General features: G+C 45.0%; 13 protein-coding genes, 1 rRNA gene, 2 pseudogenes and 1 other annotated feature. Of the genes and pseudogenes, 2 read left to right on the top strand and 14 right to left on the bottom strand.

What is annotated here, in order from left to right; translation table 11 throughout:
- A 16S ribosomal RNA gene (locus BMZ71_RS12675) occupies positions 1 to 156 on the bottom strand; the annotation flags it as partial.
- A 499-nt stretch (positions 157 to 655) separates the two neighbouring features.
- Between BMZ71_RS12675 and BMZ71_RS12670 the strand changes: the two genes are divergently transcribed.
- Positions 656 to 1,393, top strand: coding sequence for a prepilin peptidase (locus BMZ71_RS12670; protein WP_177187626.1), 738 nt, complete (start codon positions 656 to 658; stop codon positions 1,391 to 1,393).
- A gap of 283 nt (positions 1,394 to 1,676) precedes the next feature.
- Here BMZ71_RS12670 and rpoC read toward each other — a convergent pair whose 3' ends face one another.
- From rpoC to BMZ71_RS12605, 13 genes and pseudogenes are all read right to left on the bottom strand, one after another.
- Positions 1,677 to 5,321 (bottom strand): DNA-directed RNA polymerase subunit beta', encoded by a 3,645-nt coding sequence (gene rpoC, locus BMZ71_RS12665; RefSeq protein ID WP_086989353.1) that lies wholly within the window; start codon positions 5,319 to 5,321, stop codon positions 1,677 to 1,679.
- Between the two features lie 119 nt (positions 5,322 to 5,440).
- Entirely contained in the window at positions 5,441 to 8,968 is a 3,528-nt protein-coding gene (gene rpoB / locus BMZ71_RS12660; RefSeq protein WP_177187625.1) for a DNA-directed RNA polymerase subunit beta, read from the bottom strand.
- A 309-nt stretch (positions 8,969 to 9,277) separates the two neighbouring features.
- Positions 9,278 to 9,886 (bottom strand): class I SAM-dependent methyltransferase, encoded by a 609-nt coding sequence (locus BMZ71_RS12655; RefSeq protein WP_086942742.1) that lies wholly within the window; start codon positions 9,884 to 9,886, stop codon positions 9,278 to 9,280.
- Positions 9,887 to 10,019: 133 nt separating this feature from the next.
- Positions 10,020 to 10,385 (bottom strand): 50S ribosomal protein L7/L12, encoded by a 366-nt coding sequence (gene rplL, locus BMZ71_RS12650; RefSeq protein ID WP_068562455.1) that lies wholly within the window; start codon positions 10,383 to 10,385, stop codon positions 10,020 to 10,022.
- A gap of 85 nt (positions 10,386 to 10,470) precedes the next feature.
- Complete coding sequence (rplJ, locus tag BMZ71_RS12645; protein ID WP_086989355.1) at positions 10,471 to 10,971, bottom strand: 50S ribosomal protein L10; 501 nt, start codon at positions 10,969 to 10,971, stop codon at positions 10,471 to 10,473.
- A 37-nt stretch (positions 10,972 to 11,008) separates the two neighbouring features.
- Positions 11,009 to 11,135: a sequence feature (ribosomal protein L10 leader region), on the bottom strand.
- 40 nt (positions 11,136 to 11,175) lie between these two features.
- The gene (gene rplA, locus BMZ71_RS12640) at positions 11,176 to 11,865 is read right to left on the bottom strand and encodes a 50S ribosomal protein L1 (RefSeq protein ID WP_086942743.1); all 690 of its coding nucleotides are present in this window, start codon (positions 11,863 to 11,865) and stop codon (positions 11,176 to 11,178) included.
- Between the two features lie 104 nt (positions 11,866 to 11,969).
- Complete coding sequence (rplK, locus tag BMZ71_RS12635) at positions 11,970 to 12,395, bottom strand: 50S ribosomal protein L11 (RefSeq protein WP_068562458.1); 426 nt, start codon at positions 12,393 to 12,395, stop codon at positions 11,970 to 11,972.
- A 127-nt stretch (positions 12,396 to 12,522) separates the two neighbouring features.
- Positions 12,523 to 13,071: a transcription termination/antitermination protein NusG gene (nusG, locus tag BMZ71_RS12630; RefSeq protein ID WP_086989356.1), complete on the bottom strand. Its 549-nt coding sequence runs from the start codon at positions 13,069 to 13,071 to the stop codon at positions 12,523 to 12,525.
- 141 nt (positions 13,072 to 13,212) lie between these two features.
- Positions 13,213 to 13,383: a preprotein translocase subunit SecE gene (gene secE, locus BMZ71_RS12625; RefSeq protein ID WP_068562460.1), complete on the bottom strand. Its 171-nt coding sequence runs from the start codon at positions 13,381 to 13,383 to the stop codon at positions 13,213 to 13,215.
- Between the two features lie 35 nt (positions 13,384 to 13,418).
- Positions 13,419 to 13,571 (bottom strand): 50S ribosomal protein L33, encoded by a 153-nt coding sequence (gene rpmG / locus BMZ71_RS12620; protein WP_072763840.1) that lies wholly within the window; start codon positions 13,569 to 13,571, stop codon positions 13,419 to 13,421.
- 192 nt (positions 13,572 to 13,763) lie between these two features.
- Positions 13,764 to 14,516 carry a PTS sugar transporter subunit IIAB gene (locus BMZ71_RS12615; RefSeq protein ID WP_177187624.1) on the bottom strand — a complete coding sequence of 251 codons (753 nt, stop codon included), beginning with the start codon at positions 14,514 to 14,516 and terminating at the stop codon, positions 13,764 to 13,766.
- A 25-nt stretch (positions 14,517 to 14,541) separates the two neighbouring features.
- Positions 14,542 to 14,898, bottom strand: a pseudogene (locus BMZ71_RS12610) (Gx transporter family protein); the annotation flags it as partial.
- A 382-nt stretch (positions 14,899 to 15,280) separates the two neighbouring features.
- A complete protein-coding gene (locus BMZ71_RS12605) occupies positions 15,281 to 15,886 on the bottom strand; it encodes a sigma-70 family RNA polymerase sigma factor (protein ID WP_177187623.1) in 606 nt (201 codons plus the stop codon).
- Positions 15,887 to 16,263: 377 nt separating this feature from the next.
- On the opposite strand from BMZ71_RS12605, the pseudogene BMZ71_RS12600 reads away from it, so the two are divergent.
- A pseudogene (locus tag BMZ71_RS12600) lies at positions 16,264 to 16,495 on the top strand (IS1380 family transposase); the annotation flags it as partial.

Here is a 16,495-nt window from a genome sequence, read left to right as displayed (position 1 = left end):
TATCCCCCTCTTATGGGCAGGTTACCCACGTGTTACTCACCCGTTCGCCACTATCTTCTCAGCGGAAGCAAGCTTCCATAGAAAAGACCGTTCGACTTGCATGTATTAGGCACGCCGCCAGCGTTCGTCCTGAGCCAGGATCAAACTCTCATGTAATGTGGGCTCTTGTACAGAAACCCTCATGAAAAGCTGAAAAGCTCTTAATTTCTTGCTGACTTTATGTTTGCGATACGATGTATCGCCTTCGTTTGCTTCGACCGAAGTCTAAGCTCCCTGCACATTTGGTTCGTTCATTCTTTGTTCAGTTTTCAAAGGTCAATCGCGCATCACGTATTACGTGATTGCTTATTTATAATACCACTTAACCAGCCCGGTGTCAACGCCTTTTCGAAATATTTTTTCGAGATACTTCAGACGTTTTTGAACTGCAGTAGCAACTCTTATATATTATCAAATCCAGGACCATCTGTCAACAAATATTTTTCATCAGGACAAAGGATTAATTTGACAACTTAAACAGTCTACCACCTGACGAACACTCTGTCAATACTAAATGGAATGTTTTTCAAAAAAATTTCCCCATCCTACGAACAAAAAGATTCAACAGACTAGTTGCGGATACTATAATCAGTTTGTTCGTAAAGGAGGAATTGTTTTGATCATCATCGTTTACATATCCATCTTTTATTTCGGAGCCATTTTCGGATCCTTCTTCACTGTACTCGGAACGCGTATCCCGATCAAAGAAAACTTCACCACCACACGCTCCCACTGCGTCCATTGCCGGCATACACTGCAGACAACAGATCTTTTTCCGATTGTTTCTTATGTATGTCACCGAGGCAAATGTGCTTACTGTGCAACAAAAATAGATCCGATGTACTTCGCTTCGGAAATCATTTCCGGTTTTGTGACATGCCTTCTCTATTATTTCTACGCAACAGACTTGTTGCAGTTACTCGCTCTCGCCTTTATGTTCTCGTTGCTGCTGGTCATATCGATTACCGATTATCTCTATCTGTTGATTCCTGATCGCTTTCAGCTCTTGTTGTTTTTCGGTGTCGTATTTCATCAAATGACTCTTCCTACTACGGATTGGCCAGCAGCCTTCATTAGTTTTTTTGTGATCTTTTCATTGCTGTTCTTCACCGTACTCGCTCTTCCTGATGGAATCGGGGGCGGCGACGTCAAACTGCTTTCGATCTTGAGCCTCGCTTTCGGGCTGGAACCAACCTTGTTCATCATCCTGTTGGCCAGCCTCTTCGCAGGCTTTTGTTTTTTGCACACCTACCTGACAAACGGTAGCTCCTTGCAGCGCAGATTACCGTTCGGGCCCTTTCTCGCCGCGTCTGCCGTTGTGGTGCACTTTGCGCAAATGGTTTTGGTGCTTTGACGCCTCTCTAATTCTGTTCGAGGATTTTATTTATGCACAGAAATAACCCGTCAAAACCATTTTGACGGGGAAAATCAGTTCAAATCACAGTCAGAAAAACCGCCGAAACCACCTTGGCGGGGAAAAATATCCGCGGACAGCATGATATTCCCCGCCAAACCCATTTTCGCAGGGAATCACGCCAACAAACCCATTTTCAAATCCCAATCCTATGAAAAAAACATACAAACGACAAAAAAACGCCCCGGAAAAGCAAATTGCTTTTCCGGAACGTTTGTTGTTTTTATCCTCTGTAATCAGATAGGTCAGAACCCATTTCGGCTGTATCAGTGATGCTATAGACGCTCTCACTTTCGGCTTCGACGGCTTTTGGCTCCATCTTACGGTAGCGGGCCATACCTGTACCAGCAGGGATGATCTTACCGATGATAACATTCTCTTTAAGACCCAACAAGGAGTCTTTCTTGCCGCGGATTGCAGCATCCGTCAGGACACGAGTCGTTTCTTGGAAGGAAGCAGCAGACAAGAAGCTGTTTGTTTCCAATGACGCTTTTGTGATTCCCAAAAGAACTGGACGGGCTGTTGCTGGAACTTCCCCAGCGTTGATGACAGCACGGTTGCGGTCTTCGAAATCTGAGATATCCATCAATGTACCTGGCAGGATATCTGTTGAACCCGGATCCATAACGCGAACTTTACGCAACATTTGACGAACCATAACTTCGATATGCTTGTCGCCGATTTCTACCCCTTGCATACGGTATACTTTCTGAACTTCGCGCAGCAAGTAAGTCTCAACAGACAGTACATCGCGGACGCGCAGCAAGCTCTTAGGCTCGATGGATCCTTCAGTCAACGGTTGGCCACGGTGGACGAAGTCGCCTTCAGCCACTTTCATACGTGCAGTGTAAGGAATCGTATACGTTCTTGTATCCGTGATCCCTTTGACTGTCACTTCTTTGGAACGATCGGATGCACTTTCGTCAACAGAGACAATTTCCCCTGTAACTTCAGTGATGATTGCTTGCCCTTTCGGATTACGCGCTTCAAAGATCTCTTGGATACGCGGCAAACCTTGTGTGATATCGTCTCCGGCAACCCCACCCGTATGGAATGTACGCATGGTCAATTGAGTACCCGGTTCACCGATGGATTGGGCAGCGATCGTACCGACTGCTTCACCGACCTCAACATTTGAACCAGTAGCCAAGTTACGGCCGTAGCAACGTTTGCAGACGCCGTGTCTTGTGTTACATGTGAACACGGAACGGATCGTCACTTCTTCGATACCAGCATCAATGATTTCCTTGGCCATATCTTCTGTGATCAATTGGTTATGAACTGCAAGAACTTTGCCGTTTTCAGGATGAACCACTGTTTTTTGAGCATAACGGCCAATCAGACGCTCTTCCAAGGCCTCAATGACTTCATTGCCTTCTTGGATCGAACGGACGATCAGACCACGATCGGTGCCGCAATCGTCTTCACGGATAATAACATCTTGCGCAACGTCAACCAAACGACGAGTCAGGTAACCTGAATCGGCTGTCTTCAAGGCTGTATCGGTCATCCCTTTACGAGCTCCATGGGTAGAGATAAACATTTCCAAAACGCTTAGTCCTTCACGGAAGTTCGAAGTGATCGGCAATTCCATGATCTTACCATTTGGAGCGGCCATCAGACCACGCATACCGGCAAGTTGCGTAAAGTTGGAGATGTTACCACGGGCTCCGGAATCACTCATCATGAAGATCGGGTTTTCTTGTCCCAGTGTTTTCATCAGTTCGATCTGGATTTCATCTTTCGCCATATTCCAAGTTGTGATGACGCTGTTGTATCTTTCATCATCGGTGATCAGACCACGACGGAATTGTTTTGTGATGTTATCGACTTTTTTGTGCGCTCTTTCCAGAATCTCTGCTTTGGATTCCAATACCAAGATATCGGCGATCCCTACAGTGATACCTGCACGAGTCGAGATTTTGTAACCCAGGTCCTTCATTTTGTCCAACATCTTCGAAGTTTCCGTTACTTGGAACTTCTTGAAGACGGCAGCAATGATATTTCCAAGGTATTTCTTCTTGAACGGTCCGATAATTTCTTGTTTCTTGATGAACGCCTGAACATCTTCGCCGGCTTCAACAAAGTATTTATCCGGAGTCGCTACATCCAAGTTGAATTGCGTTGGTTCGTTCAAATACGGGAATTCATCCGGCATGATTTCGTTAAAGAAGATCTTACCGACTGTCGTCACCAACAGACGGCCTCTTTGCCATTCTGTCCATGGTTTCTTAGGCAACGAATTCGTGCTGATCGCTACTCTGGTATGCAGATGGACAAATCCACCTTCATAAGCCAGACCCGCTTCTTCAGCGTTGGAGAAGATCATTCCTTCGCCGACTTTATTGATTTCTTCCAGCGTCAGGTAATAGTTACCCAAGACCATATCCTGGGATGGGGTTACGACTGGTTTACCATCTTTTGGATTCAAGATGTTCTGTGCAGCCAGCATCAATAGACGCGCCTCTGCTTGTGCTTCTTCGCCCAGCGGTACGTGGACGGCCATTTGGTCACCATCGAAATCGGCGTTATAGGCTTCACATACCAACGGATGCAGACGGATTGCTTTACCTTCGACAAGTACCGGTTCAAACGCTTGGATACCCAAACGGTGAAGCGTCGGTGCGCGGTTCAGCAATACCGGATGTTCTCTGATGACATCTTCCAATACATCCCAGACATCATCGTCCATACGGTCGATTTTGCGTTTTGCATTTTTGATGTTGCTTGCGATATCACGGGCAACCAATTCTTTCATCAAGAACGGTTTGAACAACTCGATCGCCATTTCTTTCGGCAAGCCGCATTGGTACATTTTCAGGAAAGGTCCAACTACGATTACGGAACGTCCGGAGTAGTCAACACGTTTACCCAGCAAGTTTTGACGGAAACGTCCTTGTTTCCCTTTCAACATGTGCGAAAGTGATTTCAATGGACGGTTACCTGGTCCTGTTACAGGACGGCCGCGACGACCGTTATCGATCAAAGCATCGACAGCTTCCTGCAGCATGCGTTTTTCATTCTGAACGATGATGTTCGGTGCGTTCAGGTCCAACAAGCGTTTCAGACGGTTGTTACGGTTGATGACACGACGGTAAAGGTCGTTCAAGTCACTTGTTGCGAAACGGCCGCCTTCCAATTGAACCATCGGACGCAAATCTGGAGGGATAACCGGGATTACATCCATGATCATCCAGCTAGGTTTGTTCCCTGAAGAACGGAAAGCATCCAGGATATCCAAACGACGGATTGCACGCGTACGTTTTTGTCCAGTCGCGGATTTCAATTCTTCTTTCAGTTCTTCACATTCAGCATCGACATCGACGCGATCAAGCAGTTGCTTGATGGCTTCCGCACCCATGGCCGCATGGAAACTATTTCCGAATTGCGCCCGTTTGTCACGGTATTCTCTTTCTGTCAGCAACTGTTTCGATTCCAAGACAGTATCACCTGGTTCGATGACAACGTAGGAAGCGAAGTAAATGATTTCTTCCAATGCACGCGGGCTCATATCCAATACAAGTCCCATACGGCTAGGAATCCCTTTGAAGTACCATACATGGGTTACAGGAGCAGCCAATTCGATATGGCCCATTCTTTCACGACGGACCTTAGCGCGGGTTACTTCAACGCCACAGCGATCGCAAACGATGCCTTTGTAACGGATACCATTGTATTTACCACATGAACATTTCCAGTCCTTTTGCGGTCCAAAAATTCGCTCACAGAACAAACCTTCTTTTTCAGGTTTCAGTGTTCTGTAGTTGATTGTTTCTGGTTTTTTAACTTCCCCGTAAGACCAGCTACGGATCTTATCAGGAGAAGCCAAAGAGATTTGCATACTTTCAAATTTATTAACGTCTATCAAGGGGCCAACCTCCCTTTATTCTTTGAGCTGCCCAAAATGCTCTATCTGCGTTTCTCGTGAGGCAATGCGCTTTGATCAAACATGCGCCCGAACGCTTCAGCAGCGTCCGGGAACACGGATTAGTCTCTCTTCATTGCTTCAGATTGTTTATTTAATCTTTCCATATTCACAACATCGTCTTCTTCATCCATGTCGCGCAATTCGATTTCTTCTTCTGCTTCATCAAGCACTTTCATATCCAATCCGAGTGCTTGCAATTCTTTCACCAATACGCGGAATGATTCAGGTACACCTGGACGAGGAATTGTTTCGCCTTTGACGATCGCTTCGTATGTTTTCACACGACCGACAACATCATCTGATTTGTATGTCAAGATTTCTTGCAAGGTATAGGCAGCACCATAAGCTTCCAGTGCCCAAACTTCCATCTCTCCGAAACGTTGTCCACCGAACTGAGCTTTACCACCCAATGGTTGTTGCGTAACTAAAGAGTATGGTCCAGTTGAACGAGCATGCAATTTATCATCAACCATGTGGGAAAGTTTCAGATAGTACATGACGCCGACGGATACACGGTTATCGAACGGTTGACCTGTACGGCCATCATAAAGGATGGTTTTGGCATCGTTCGCCATACCGGCTTCAGCCACAGTACCCCAAACGTCATCTTCATCCGCACCATCGAATACTGGAGATGCGACGTAGATGCCTAATGAACGGGCAGCCATACCTAAGTGAAGTTCCAATACTTGTCCGATGTTCATACGCGATGGTACCCCTAGAGGGTTCAACATGATGTCAACAGGCGTGCCGTCTGGCATGTATGGCATATCTTCTTCAGGCATGATACGGGATACAACCCCTTTGTTACCATGACGTCCGGCCATTTTATCCCCTTCGTTGATCTTACGTTTTTGAACGATGTAGACACGCACCAACAAATTCACACCAGGTGACAATTCATCCCCTGCTTCACGGGTAAAGATCTTCACATCGTGTACGATACCGCCGCCGCCGTGAGGAACACGTAGCGATGTATCGCGCACTTCGCGGGCTTTTTCACCGAAGATGGCATGCAATAGACGTTCCTCCGCGGACAGTTCCGTCATCCCTTTAGGAGTGACTTTACCGACTAGGATATCCCCATCTTTGACTTCCGCACCGATGCGGATGATGCCGCGCTCGTCAAGATCTTTCAAAGCATCTTCGCCGACGTTAGGCAATTCGCGGGTGATTTCTTCAGGTCCAAGCTTCGTATCACGTGCTTCTGATTCGTATTCTTCGATATGGATAGAAGTATACACATCATCACGGACAAGACGTTCGTTCATGATAACAGCATCCTCGTAGTTGTAACCTTCCCAAGTCATGAAGGCAACCAAAACGTTCTGTCCAAGAGCCATTTCGCCTTTTTCCATAGACGGGCCATCCGCTAATGTCTCGCCGACATCGACGCGGTCACCCAAAGCTACGATCGGACGTTGGTTGTAGCAAGTCCCTGAGTTGGAACGTTGGAACTTGATGATTTCGTATTTATCCAAAGCACCATTGTCTCGACGGACACGGATTTCTTTGGCGTCCACGTATTCAACCACACCATCATGTTGGCACAACAAGGCTGCACCTGAGTCATGAGCAGCTTTGTATTCCATACCGGTACCGACGAACGGTGCTTGCGGGTTGATCAGCGGAACCGCTTGACGTTGCATGTTGGCACCCATCAAAGCACGGTTGGAGTCATCGTTTTCCAAGAACGGGATGCAGGCTGTCGCGACAGCAACTACTTGTTTTGGAGAAACATCCATGTAATCGACGCGTTCGATCGGAACTTCCAAGTTGTCATGGATATAACGGGCCATGACGATATTGTTGGCGAAGCTTCCGTCTTCCAATAGGACCGAGTTGGCTTGCGCAACGGTGAAGTTATCTTCTTCGTCAGCAGTCAAGTAGTCGATGATATTGGTAACCTTATGCGTGTTCCAGTCAACACGGCGGTAAGGTGTTTCAATGAAGCCATATTTGTTGATTTTCGCATAACTGGACAAGCTGTTGATCAGTCCGATATTCGGGCCCTCAGGCGTTTCGATCGGACACATACGGCCATAGTGGGAATAGTGAACGTCTCGGACTTCATATCCGGCACGGTCCCGCGTCAAACCACCGGGTCCTAAGGCAGAAAGACGACGTTTGTGCGTCAATTCGCCCAACGGATTCGTTTGGTCCATGAACTGCGACAATTGGGATGAACCAAAGAATTCTTTGATTGCAGCCACTACCGGGCGGATGTTGATCAATTGTTGCGGTGTTACGGTAGAAACATCCTGGATGGACATTCTTTCGCGCACGACACGCTCCATCCGTGACAAACCGATACGGAATTGGTTCTGCAACAACTCTCCGACTGAACGGATACGTCTGTTACCTAAGTGGTCGATGTCATCCGTTGTTCCCAATCCTTCAGAAAGATTGAAGAAGTAGTTCATGGAAGCAAAGATGTCGGCAGTCGTCAGATGTTTGATATCGTCAGCAATTTCGGAATTTCCGATGATGTTGATGACTTTCTCAGGGTCTTTCTTAGAGTAGACTTTCACTACCTGCAGAACGACCGGATCAGTCACAACACCATCATCAGTAGGGTACAACGTCACTTGGTTCAAGCCGTTATCCAAATAAGGCGCTAAGCGTTCCATTACGCCGCGATCCAATTCGGTTCCTTTTTCCGCGATGATTTCACCTGTCTCAGGATCGACCAATGTTTCAGCCAATGTCTGGTTGTACAAGCGTGTTTTGACATTCAATTTTTTATTTACTTTATAGCGTCCAACCGGAGCCATATCATATCTTCTTGGGTCGAAGAAACGGGCATTCAGCAAGTTACGCGAGCTGTCGGCCGTTTTCGGTTCGCCTGGACGAAGTCTCTCGTAGACGTCTTTCAACGCTTCTTCTGTTCTGGAGTCTGATGCATTCTTATGTACATCTTTTTCCATAGTCAGGCGTAAGCTTTCGTTGTCGCCGAAGATCTCAAGAATCTGATCATCCGACCCGAAGCCCAATGCGCGGACCAAAACGGTCAACGGGATTTTTCTGGTACGGTCGATACGGACGTAAGAGATATCTTTCGCATCCGTTTCATACTCCAACCATGCGCCACGGTTAGGAATCAACGTGTTGCCGAAGCTTTCTTTCCCGTTTTTGTCCATCTTGTTATGGAAATAAACGCCTGGAGAACGAACCAATTGTGAGACGATAACACGTTCCGCTCCGTTGATGATGAAGGTACCCATATCTGTCATTAATGGGAAATCACCAAAGAAAACTTCCTGATCTTTGATTTCGCCTGTTTCTTTATTGATCAAGCGTAGTTTTACATAAATCGGCGCCGAGTAGTTGGCATCATGTGCACGTGCTTCTGAAACAGTATATTTTGGAGCATGGAATTCATAATCGACAAATTCCAATGCTAAGTTCCCTGTGTGATCTTCAATCGGCGTGATGTCCTTGAACATCTCTTTGATCCCGGTTTCCAGGAACCATTTGTAAGAATCCGTTTGAATCTCAATCAGGTTAGGAAGCTCTAACACTTCACTGATACGCGAATAACTTCTGCGGGTACGTTGTTTCCCGAATTTTTCATTATGCCCTAACAACTTCTTCACCCCTACTTAAATTTAGACCTTTAGCGACAACACACTCTTATGTTGCATTTTCGCAACAAGTGTTACGTTTTTGTTACATATACAATCCGCAACGTTTTTTTGGCAAAAAAAAACCAAAAGAAGGTTGCAATTTCTGAGAAAATTACTCTTTCTTTTGTTTTCTGCCTCGAAAAGCGCGTCTGGACAATATTTCAGTCGCGTTTTCTGAATTATCTTATGCGTCTATATTACCTTACTATTCTACACACATGATTTTCATTTGTCAACAGCCTTTCGCTCGCATCCGATCCGGGACACGTGCTAGGCTTTGACCGATTGGATGATCCAATAGCCTTTGTCGCGGGCAATGACTGCGACATTCCCGAAGACATCCAACATCTTTTGCTCAGCACTCGGCGCGCCTTGCTTCTTTTGGATAACTACAGTCAGCGTGCCGCCCGGCAAGAGATGCACGTGCGCTTCCGACAGGATGCGATGGACGACCTGTTTACCGGCGCGGATCGGCGGATTACTGACGATAGCCGCGAATTGCCTTTCTTCCGGCACTTGGTCGTAGGTATTCGACTCGTAGACTTTCACATTGCGGATGTTGTTGGCTTCCGCATTTCTGCGCGCTAAAGACATAGCCCGCTCGTTTACGTCCACCATCTCCACCAATCTTGCAGGATAGGCATAGGCAAGCGCCAGCCCCATCGGACCGTAGCCGCAACCGACATCCAAGATGTCCCCGGCAACCTCCTCATTCAAGCGGAACGTTTCGATCAGCAGGCGTGAACCGAAGTCGACCGTTTTTTTGGAGAAGACACCACTATCCGAGATGAAACGAAACTCACGGCCCCTCAAAGGGAAAGTCCAGGAAGCTTCCTTGCTTTCGGTCTCAGGATTCTTTGTGTAGTAATGATTTGACATATTTCCAACTCCTTCTGACGGAAGTCCGACACTGCAGGGAAAATACAAGAAAAGCCAGGATAATTGCTTATCCTGGCCAGTCTATTTACACAATCAAGAATTGTGTTCTGTAAAACAATCTTTTAAAAAAAGATTATTTAACTGTTACAGAAGCGCCAACTTCTTCTAATTGAGCTTTCAATGCTTCAGCATCTTCTTTAGATACAGCTTCTTTGATAACGCCAGGAGCGCCGTCAACTAGAGCTTTAGCTTCTTTCAAGCCTAGGCCTGTAGCTTCACGTACAACTTTGATTACTTTGATTTTAGAATCTCCAGCTGAAGTTAATTCAACGTTGAATTCAGTTTGCTCTTCTTCTGCTGCTGCTACTGCGCCTGCTGCTGCTACTGGAGCTGCAGCTGTTACGCCGAATTCTTCTTCGATAGCTTTTACTAAGTCGTTTAATTCTAGAACTGTTGCTACTTTGATGTCAGCAATGATTGCTTCGATGTTTAATGACATTTTGTGTTCCTCCGTTTTTGGTTTAAGTTTTTTTGTGCCTCCATTAAAGAGGCTTGTGTTTTGGTTCATCTAGCAGAACTGCAAATTATGCAGCTGCGCCGTCTTTCTCGGATACAGCTTTAATAGCCAACGCAAAGTTGCGGACTGGAGCTTGTAGTACTGAAAGCAACATAGAAAGCATACCTTCGCGGTTTGGTAGTTTTGCCAAAGCTTCGATTTCTTCTTTAGAAGAAACGTTACCCTCAACGATACCACCTTTGATTTCTAGTTTATCAGCAGTTTTTGCAAATTCAGCCATGATTTTGGCTGGAGCTACAACATCTTCAGAACTGAATGCAACAGCAGTAGGTCCTTTGAAGATGCTTTCCATGCCTTCCAAACCTGCAGCGACAGCAGCACGTACCATTAGAGAGTTTTTGATAACTTTCATTTCTACGCCAGCTTCACGCAATTGTTTTCTTAATTCAGTCACCTGTTCAACAGTAAGACCTAAATAATCAACAACGACTACAGATGCGGATTCTTGGATTTTTGTTGTCAGTTCTTCAACCAACAGTTGTTTTTGTGCAATAGCAGCTTCACTCATCTTATATTTCACCCCCTGGATTTTATGATAGAATTTCTTGTAAAAACAAAAAACTCTATGTCACCTAGACATAGAGGATCCATAAATATCTCATTGGATTCTTCCTCGGCAGGTATATTAAGGCTCGCACCCCCTGCTGTCTTCGGTAAGCATATATTAACCTCAACGACTATACCAAAGATAGTCGCTGAGGTCAAGGTTTTTTTATAAAGAGCTTGCGTCCACTTTAACGCCAGGTCCAAATGTAGTTGTTACACTTACATTTTTAACGTATTGGCCTTTAGCAGTTGCTGGTTTAGCTTTCAAGATTACATCGTGGATTGTACGGAAGTTTTCCATCAATTTAGCATCGTCGAATGATACTTTACCGATAGGAACGTGGATGTTACCAGCTTTGTCAGCACGGTATGTAACTTTACCAGCTTTGATTTCGTCAATAGCTTTTGTTACGTCCATTGTTACAGTACCTGTTTTAGGGTTTGGCATCAAGCCTTTAGGTCCCAATACACGACCCAAACGTCCAACTTCACCCATCATGTCAGGAGTTGCAACGACAACATCAAATTCAAACCATCCGCCTTGGATTTTTTGAACCATATCTGCGTCGCCTACGTAGTCTGCCCCAGCAGCTTCCGCTTCTTTAGCTTTTTCGCCTTTAGCGAACACTAAAACGCGTTGTGTTTTACCAGTTCCGTTTGGAAGCACGACTGCTCCACGGATTTGTTGGTCATTTTTACGAGTGTCGATTCCTAAACGGTAAGCGACCTCAACAGTTGCGTCGAATTTTGCAAAATCGACTTCTTTCGCTAATGCTACTGCTTCTTCTACTGAATATGCTTTAGTAGAATCTACTTTTTTCGCAGCATCTTGGAATTTTTTACTTTTCTTAGCCATTGAATTTTCCTCCTAGATTGTGGTTTTAACGGATTAACCTCCCACGTGTGGCCTGGAACACCTTTTGAGCGTTCGGAAGGCCACATGAGAAGCTGCATTTTGAATTAGTCTTGAACTGTAATACCCATTGAACGGGCAGTACCTTCGACCATACGCATAGCAGCTTCTACGTCTGCTGCATTCAAGTCTACCATTTTTGTTTCAGCGATTTCTTTAACTTGGTCACGTGTTACGGTACCAACTTTTTTCTTGTTTGGTTCGCCTGAACCTGATTCGATACCTGCAGCTTTTTTCAGCAATACTGGAGCTGGAGGAGTTTTAGTAATGAAGGTGAATGAACGATCTTCATATACAGAAATGACGACGGGAATGATCATACCTGCTTGGTCAGCAGTACGTGCATTGAATTCTTTACAGAATCCCATGATATTTACTTGTGCTTGACCCAAAGCTGGACCTACCGGTGGAGCAGGAGATGCTTTACCTGCAGGAATTTGTAACTTAACTAATTTAACAACTTTTTTAGCCACGAGACATACCTCCTTGATTGTTCGTGATGTGGTTTAATGGGGTTAAGATTTCCCCTCCCACTCAATCCATACGCCTGAACGTACCGATATATTATATCAGTACACCCAAATAAATGCAATAGTTTTTTTAGCCTTTGTCGACTTGGTTGTAATCTAGTTCGGCAATCGTTTCGCGGCCGAACATTTCGATCATGACTTTCAACTTGCCTTTTTCGCTGTCCACTTCTTCAACGAATCCTGACAGACCGTTGAATGCGCCATCGGTGATGGTGACGGGCTCGCCTTTTTCAAAGTTCACATCATGCGTACGCGTGCTCATACCCATACGCTTCAGGATGACTTCGATTTCTTCATTCAATAACGCAGACGGCTTGCTGCCCGCTCCGTGCGATCCAACGAAACCGGTAACGCCCGGCGTGTTACGGACTACGAACCACGCTTCATCAGACATAATCATTTCGACCAACACATAACCAGGGAAGGTTTTTTGCGTAGTCGCCTTCTCTTTTCCGTCCTTCACTTCCACTTGCTCTTCTTCCGGGATAACAACGCGGAAGATATGGTCTTCCATGTTCATGCTTTGCGCACGTGATTCGATGTTCAGTTTCACTTTGTTCTCATAGCCTGAATAAGTGTGCAACACATACCATTGTTTTTCGTTTTCGATCGTTTCCATTTTTCGCATCTTCCTTCTTGGTGGATTTTTATTAGACTTCATTTATTGTAAACAAAAAAACCTTCCTGTCGTTGAAAGGTTCCTTCTGTACGGCGTTAACATTATAGCATCACGAAGACTGTATGGCTACAAATCTTCTTTTTAATTTAAGATTAAACTCATTGCTTCTGTGATCCCAAAATCTACTACGGCAAAAAATATTCCGAATAGAATGGTTGTAACGACAACTGTATTTGTATATTTTGCTAATTCCTTACCAGTCGGCCAAGTCACTTGCTTCATTTCATCCGCTACGCTCTTCAGAAATTTCATGCTTTTCCTCCTACTATCTGTTGCCAGTTTCGTCTTTATTTCGTTTCTTTGTGCAAGGTATGCTTCCCACAGTACCGGCAAAATTTCTTGACTTCCAAACGTTCTGTACGACCTTTTTCAGTAGGTGTGATGGTATAGTTCCTTGATCCACATACGGTACAGGCTAATGCGGCTTTTCTGATAGCCATGTCGCTCACCTATTTTCTCTCTATTTGTGTACACAATACAAGCTAATATTAGAGCGCCTATCCCAAATAGTCAACCTTTTTATTTGGGTGGATACGCCGAAAAATACAAAAAGGCCTCCTGATCTGAGACAGGAAACCTATTTGTTGCGCTATTCATTTCTGCATTACCTTATCCGTGTTGAATCTTACTTCTTATTGAACTGTAACGATTGCATCGCCAAGATCTACAGTACCTTCTGCAACAACTTCAATGTTTTTGTAATTGAAAGTGTTTGTGATTACCATAGGAGTCGTTGTTTTGTAACCGGACGCCTTGATGAAGTCGATATCGAAATCAACCAATTTGTCTCCGATCTCAACAAGATCTCCAGCTTTAACATGGGTAGTGAAACCTTCACCCTTCAGATTGACTGTATCCAATCCGATGTGGATCAAAATTTCAACACCTTCGTCTGATTCAAGACCGATAGCATGCTTCGTGTCGAAAACCATCACGACTTTACCATTGATCGGCGAAACAACCTCTCCGACTGCAGGTTCGATTGCGACCCCTTTACCCAATGCTTCGCTAGCGAAGGCAGCGTCATCCACTTGCGTCAATGGAATGGCGATACCAGCGATAGGCGAACGCAAAGTAGTGGCAACTGTCGCTTTTTCTTCAGCAGCAGGTGCTGCTGTTTTTTCTGCAACTTTTTCTTCTGTTTTTTCAACAGCCTTCAGACCATAGTAGTCTTCTTTAGAAGGCAGTTTTGCGGCACTGCCGCTTTCGATGAATTCTTCCAGGTTTGATTTGATGACAGAAACTTTCGGTCCGTAAACAACTTGAACGCCGTTTCCTTTATGGATGACGCCGGATGCTCCCGTGCCTTTCAATAATTCTGCATCAACCAAATCTCCGTTTGCTACGGTTGTACGCAAGCGTGTCGCACAACTGTCGACGTCCACGATATTCGCTGCACCACCCAAACCATAAATTGTGCAGAATCCCACCGGTCGCACTGATGCCGATCATGCTGACTCGCTTCGGACCCAAAAGCCGGACCAAAAGCATCCCACCATAACTCAAAAAAGCCCCCGCAAAACTGTAAAGGAAGGTAGATAATGTCCCACCCAACAACGTTGAGATCAACAACCGCATCCACACGACCTTTAAACTATCTTTGTACGGCAACGTAAAGATCGCCAACAAGGTGATGATGTTCGCCAACCCCAGCTTCGCACCCGGCGCAAACGCGAACGGAAACGGAATCGCCCGCTCCAGCATCGTGATGACCACACCCTGCGCAGCCAATAATGAAATATAGATCAAACGTTTATTTTTATTCATAATTATGTCCTTGCTTAATAAAATTCGTACTTAAAGTGTAGCACAATTGACCCAAAGAAATGAACTGCGGACCTGTTTTTACTAAAAGAAAAAAACAGGAATGCCTCACAAAGAGCCAGCCCCGTTCTTCCTCTCCTCCGGCGAACGGAAGCTTCGCCGCAGTTCGTCCAACATTTCCTCTTCGTTCTCCGATAGGCTCGGCCTCTCCGGAGTTGAGGTTGAAAGTTACCTCTGTCCTCCGACGAGCGACCGCTGCCCGGAGCTACGCATTCATCCGAGCGCTGTCCTCCGTCTAGCAGCCCGGTCCTTTCTTCGCTCCACTGCTGCTTGCCACGAAGAAAAGACCGCCTCCAAAGGGAGACGGCCCCGCATTATTTGGATATCATTCCAACAAACGCTTCATTTTTCGGTGGCATCTATCATAAGCGTTCTTGATGGATGTCACCTCGCAGTCCAATTCATCCGCGATGCTCAGGAAATCCGATCCATTGAGAAAACGGATGAACACAGCTTGTTCGAAATCAGAAAGACTTTCGAAGTAACCCGATGCACTTTCCTTCACCATAACGATTTCCTCAGGAGAGAAGCTCATCGACACAACACCTTCAAACGAATGTTCCGTATGGTTACTATACTGATTTTCCAGAATTGCATCCAAAGATACCGCGCCTTTATCGATCCTTCTCTTGACTGCACTCTCTTTCCTGATCAAGCTGAAAATGTGATGTTTGAGAGTTAGTTTATAAAAACTCGCAAACTGCAAGCCTTTCTCGGGAACATAAGACTGAACAGCCTTGTGCAATACCATCCGAGCCTCTTGCCAGAAGTCATCTTGTTCCAAAGACTTCAAGTAGTAGGCTCTGTTGAACTTCTTGACTAGTGGTAAAAACCTATAGAATAGTTCTTCAAAGTGCATAGAGTGCCCTTGCTGGATTAGTGCCACCAATTGTTCCGGACTGTATTCCGACAGTTCCATTTCTTCGTTCATTTTCAATCCCCCAAGATAATTTTTGGCAAATATATAATACATCTCTAGAAAATGCGTTACATATTGCCTAATACCTATTATACCGATAAAGAAAGCGCTGTCAAACATTAGTTTGAATTTTTATTCATTAAATTTTCCCTGTATCTAAATTCTCGGTACAGCATTAGACGCTCATAGTGATAACCCTTATTTATCAATCCTAGGAGGCAATTGAGCTGAAAATAAAAATTTAATAACGCTTACTTAGTTTTTAGTTAATATTATCTACCTGAATTATTCATAGATTTTCAGAAAACGTCTTGAAACGTTAGTCTTCCAACATATTTTGTCTTTCCAGTTCACACCCAAAAGGTGTGAAAAAAGAACCCCATTCTGTTATGGTTAATGTACGACCAACAACCAAAGAAAGGGGTTCTCTCAATGGCAACTTTACACGAAAATACGCTAAACTTCAACAAAAAAATGACGGTTACAAATACTGGAGGTAATCTCTCCACGGATGCTGGTCTCGTTTTAGTTAAAGAATTCCTTTATTCAATCGGATTCGAACAGTTGATGGAGAAAGAGCTTCATTTTCAAGACTCCCGTCTTTTACCTACACATTCAAAT

The organism is Trichococcus flocculiformis, from assembly GCF_900113645.1.
In the GTDB taxonomy this organism is placed as follows: Bacteria; Bacillota; Bacilli; order Lactobacillales; family Aerococcaceae; genus Trichococcus; species Trichococcus flocculiformis.
This window is presented reverse-complemented; position numbering and strand designations above follow the sequence as displayed.

Bases quoted from the DNA above. Each gene is read 5' to 3' on its own strand.
- rpmG (WP_072763840.1), bottom strand. From the start codon at position 13,571: ATGGCTATCAGAAAAGCCGCATTAGCCTGTACCGTATGTGGATCAAGG.
- nusG (WP_086989356.1), bottom strand. From the start codon at position 13,071: ATGGAAACGATCGAAAACGAAAAACAATGGTATGTGTTGCACACTTAT.
- rplL (WP_068562455.1), bottom strand. From the start codon at position 10,385: ATGTCATTAAACATCGAAGCAATCATTGCTGACATCAAAGTAGCAACA.
- secE (WP_068562460.1), bottom strand. From the start codon at position 13,383: ATGAAATTTCTGAAGAGCGTAGCGGATGAAATGAAGCAAGTGACTTGG.
- rplJ (WP_086989355.1), bottom strand. From the start codon at position 10,971: ATGAGTGAAGCTGCTATTGCACAAAAACAACTGTTGGTTGAAGAACTG.
- rplA (WP_086942743.1), bottom strand. From the start codon at position 11,865: ATGGCTAAGAAAAGTAAAAAATTCCAAGATGCTGCGAAAAAAGTAGAT.
- BMZ71_RS12605 (WP_177187623.1), bottom strand. From the start codon at position 15,886: ATGAACGAAGAAATGGAACTGTCGGAATACAGTCCGGAACAATTGGTG.
- BMZ71_RS12655 (WP_086942742.1), bottom strand. From the start codon at position 9,886: ATGTCAAATCATTACTACACAAAGAATCCTGAGACCGAAAGCAAGGAA.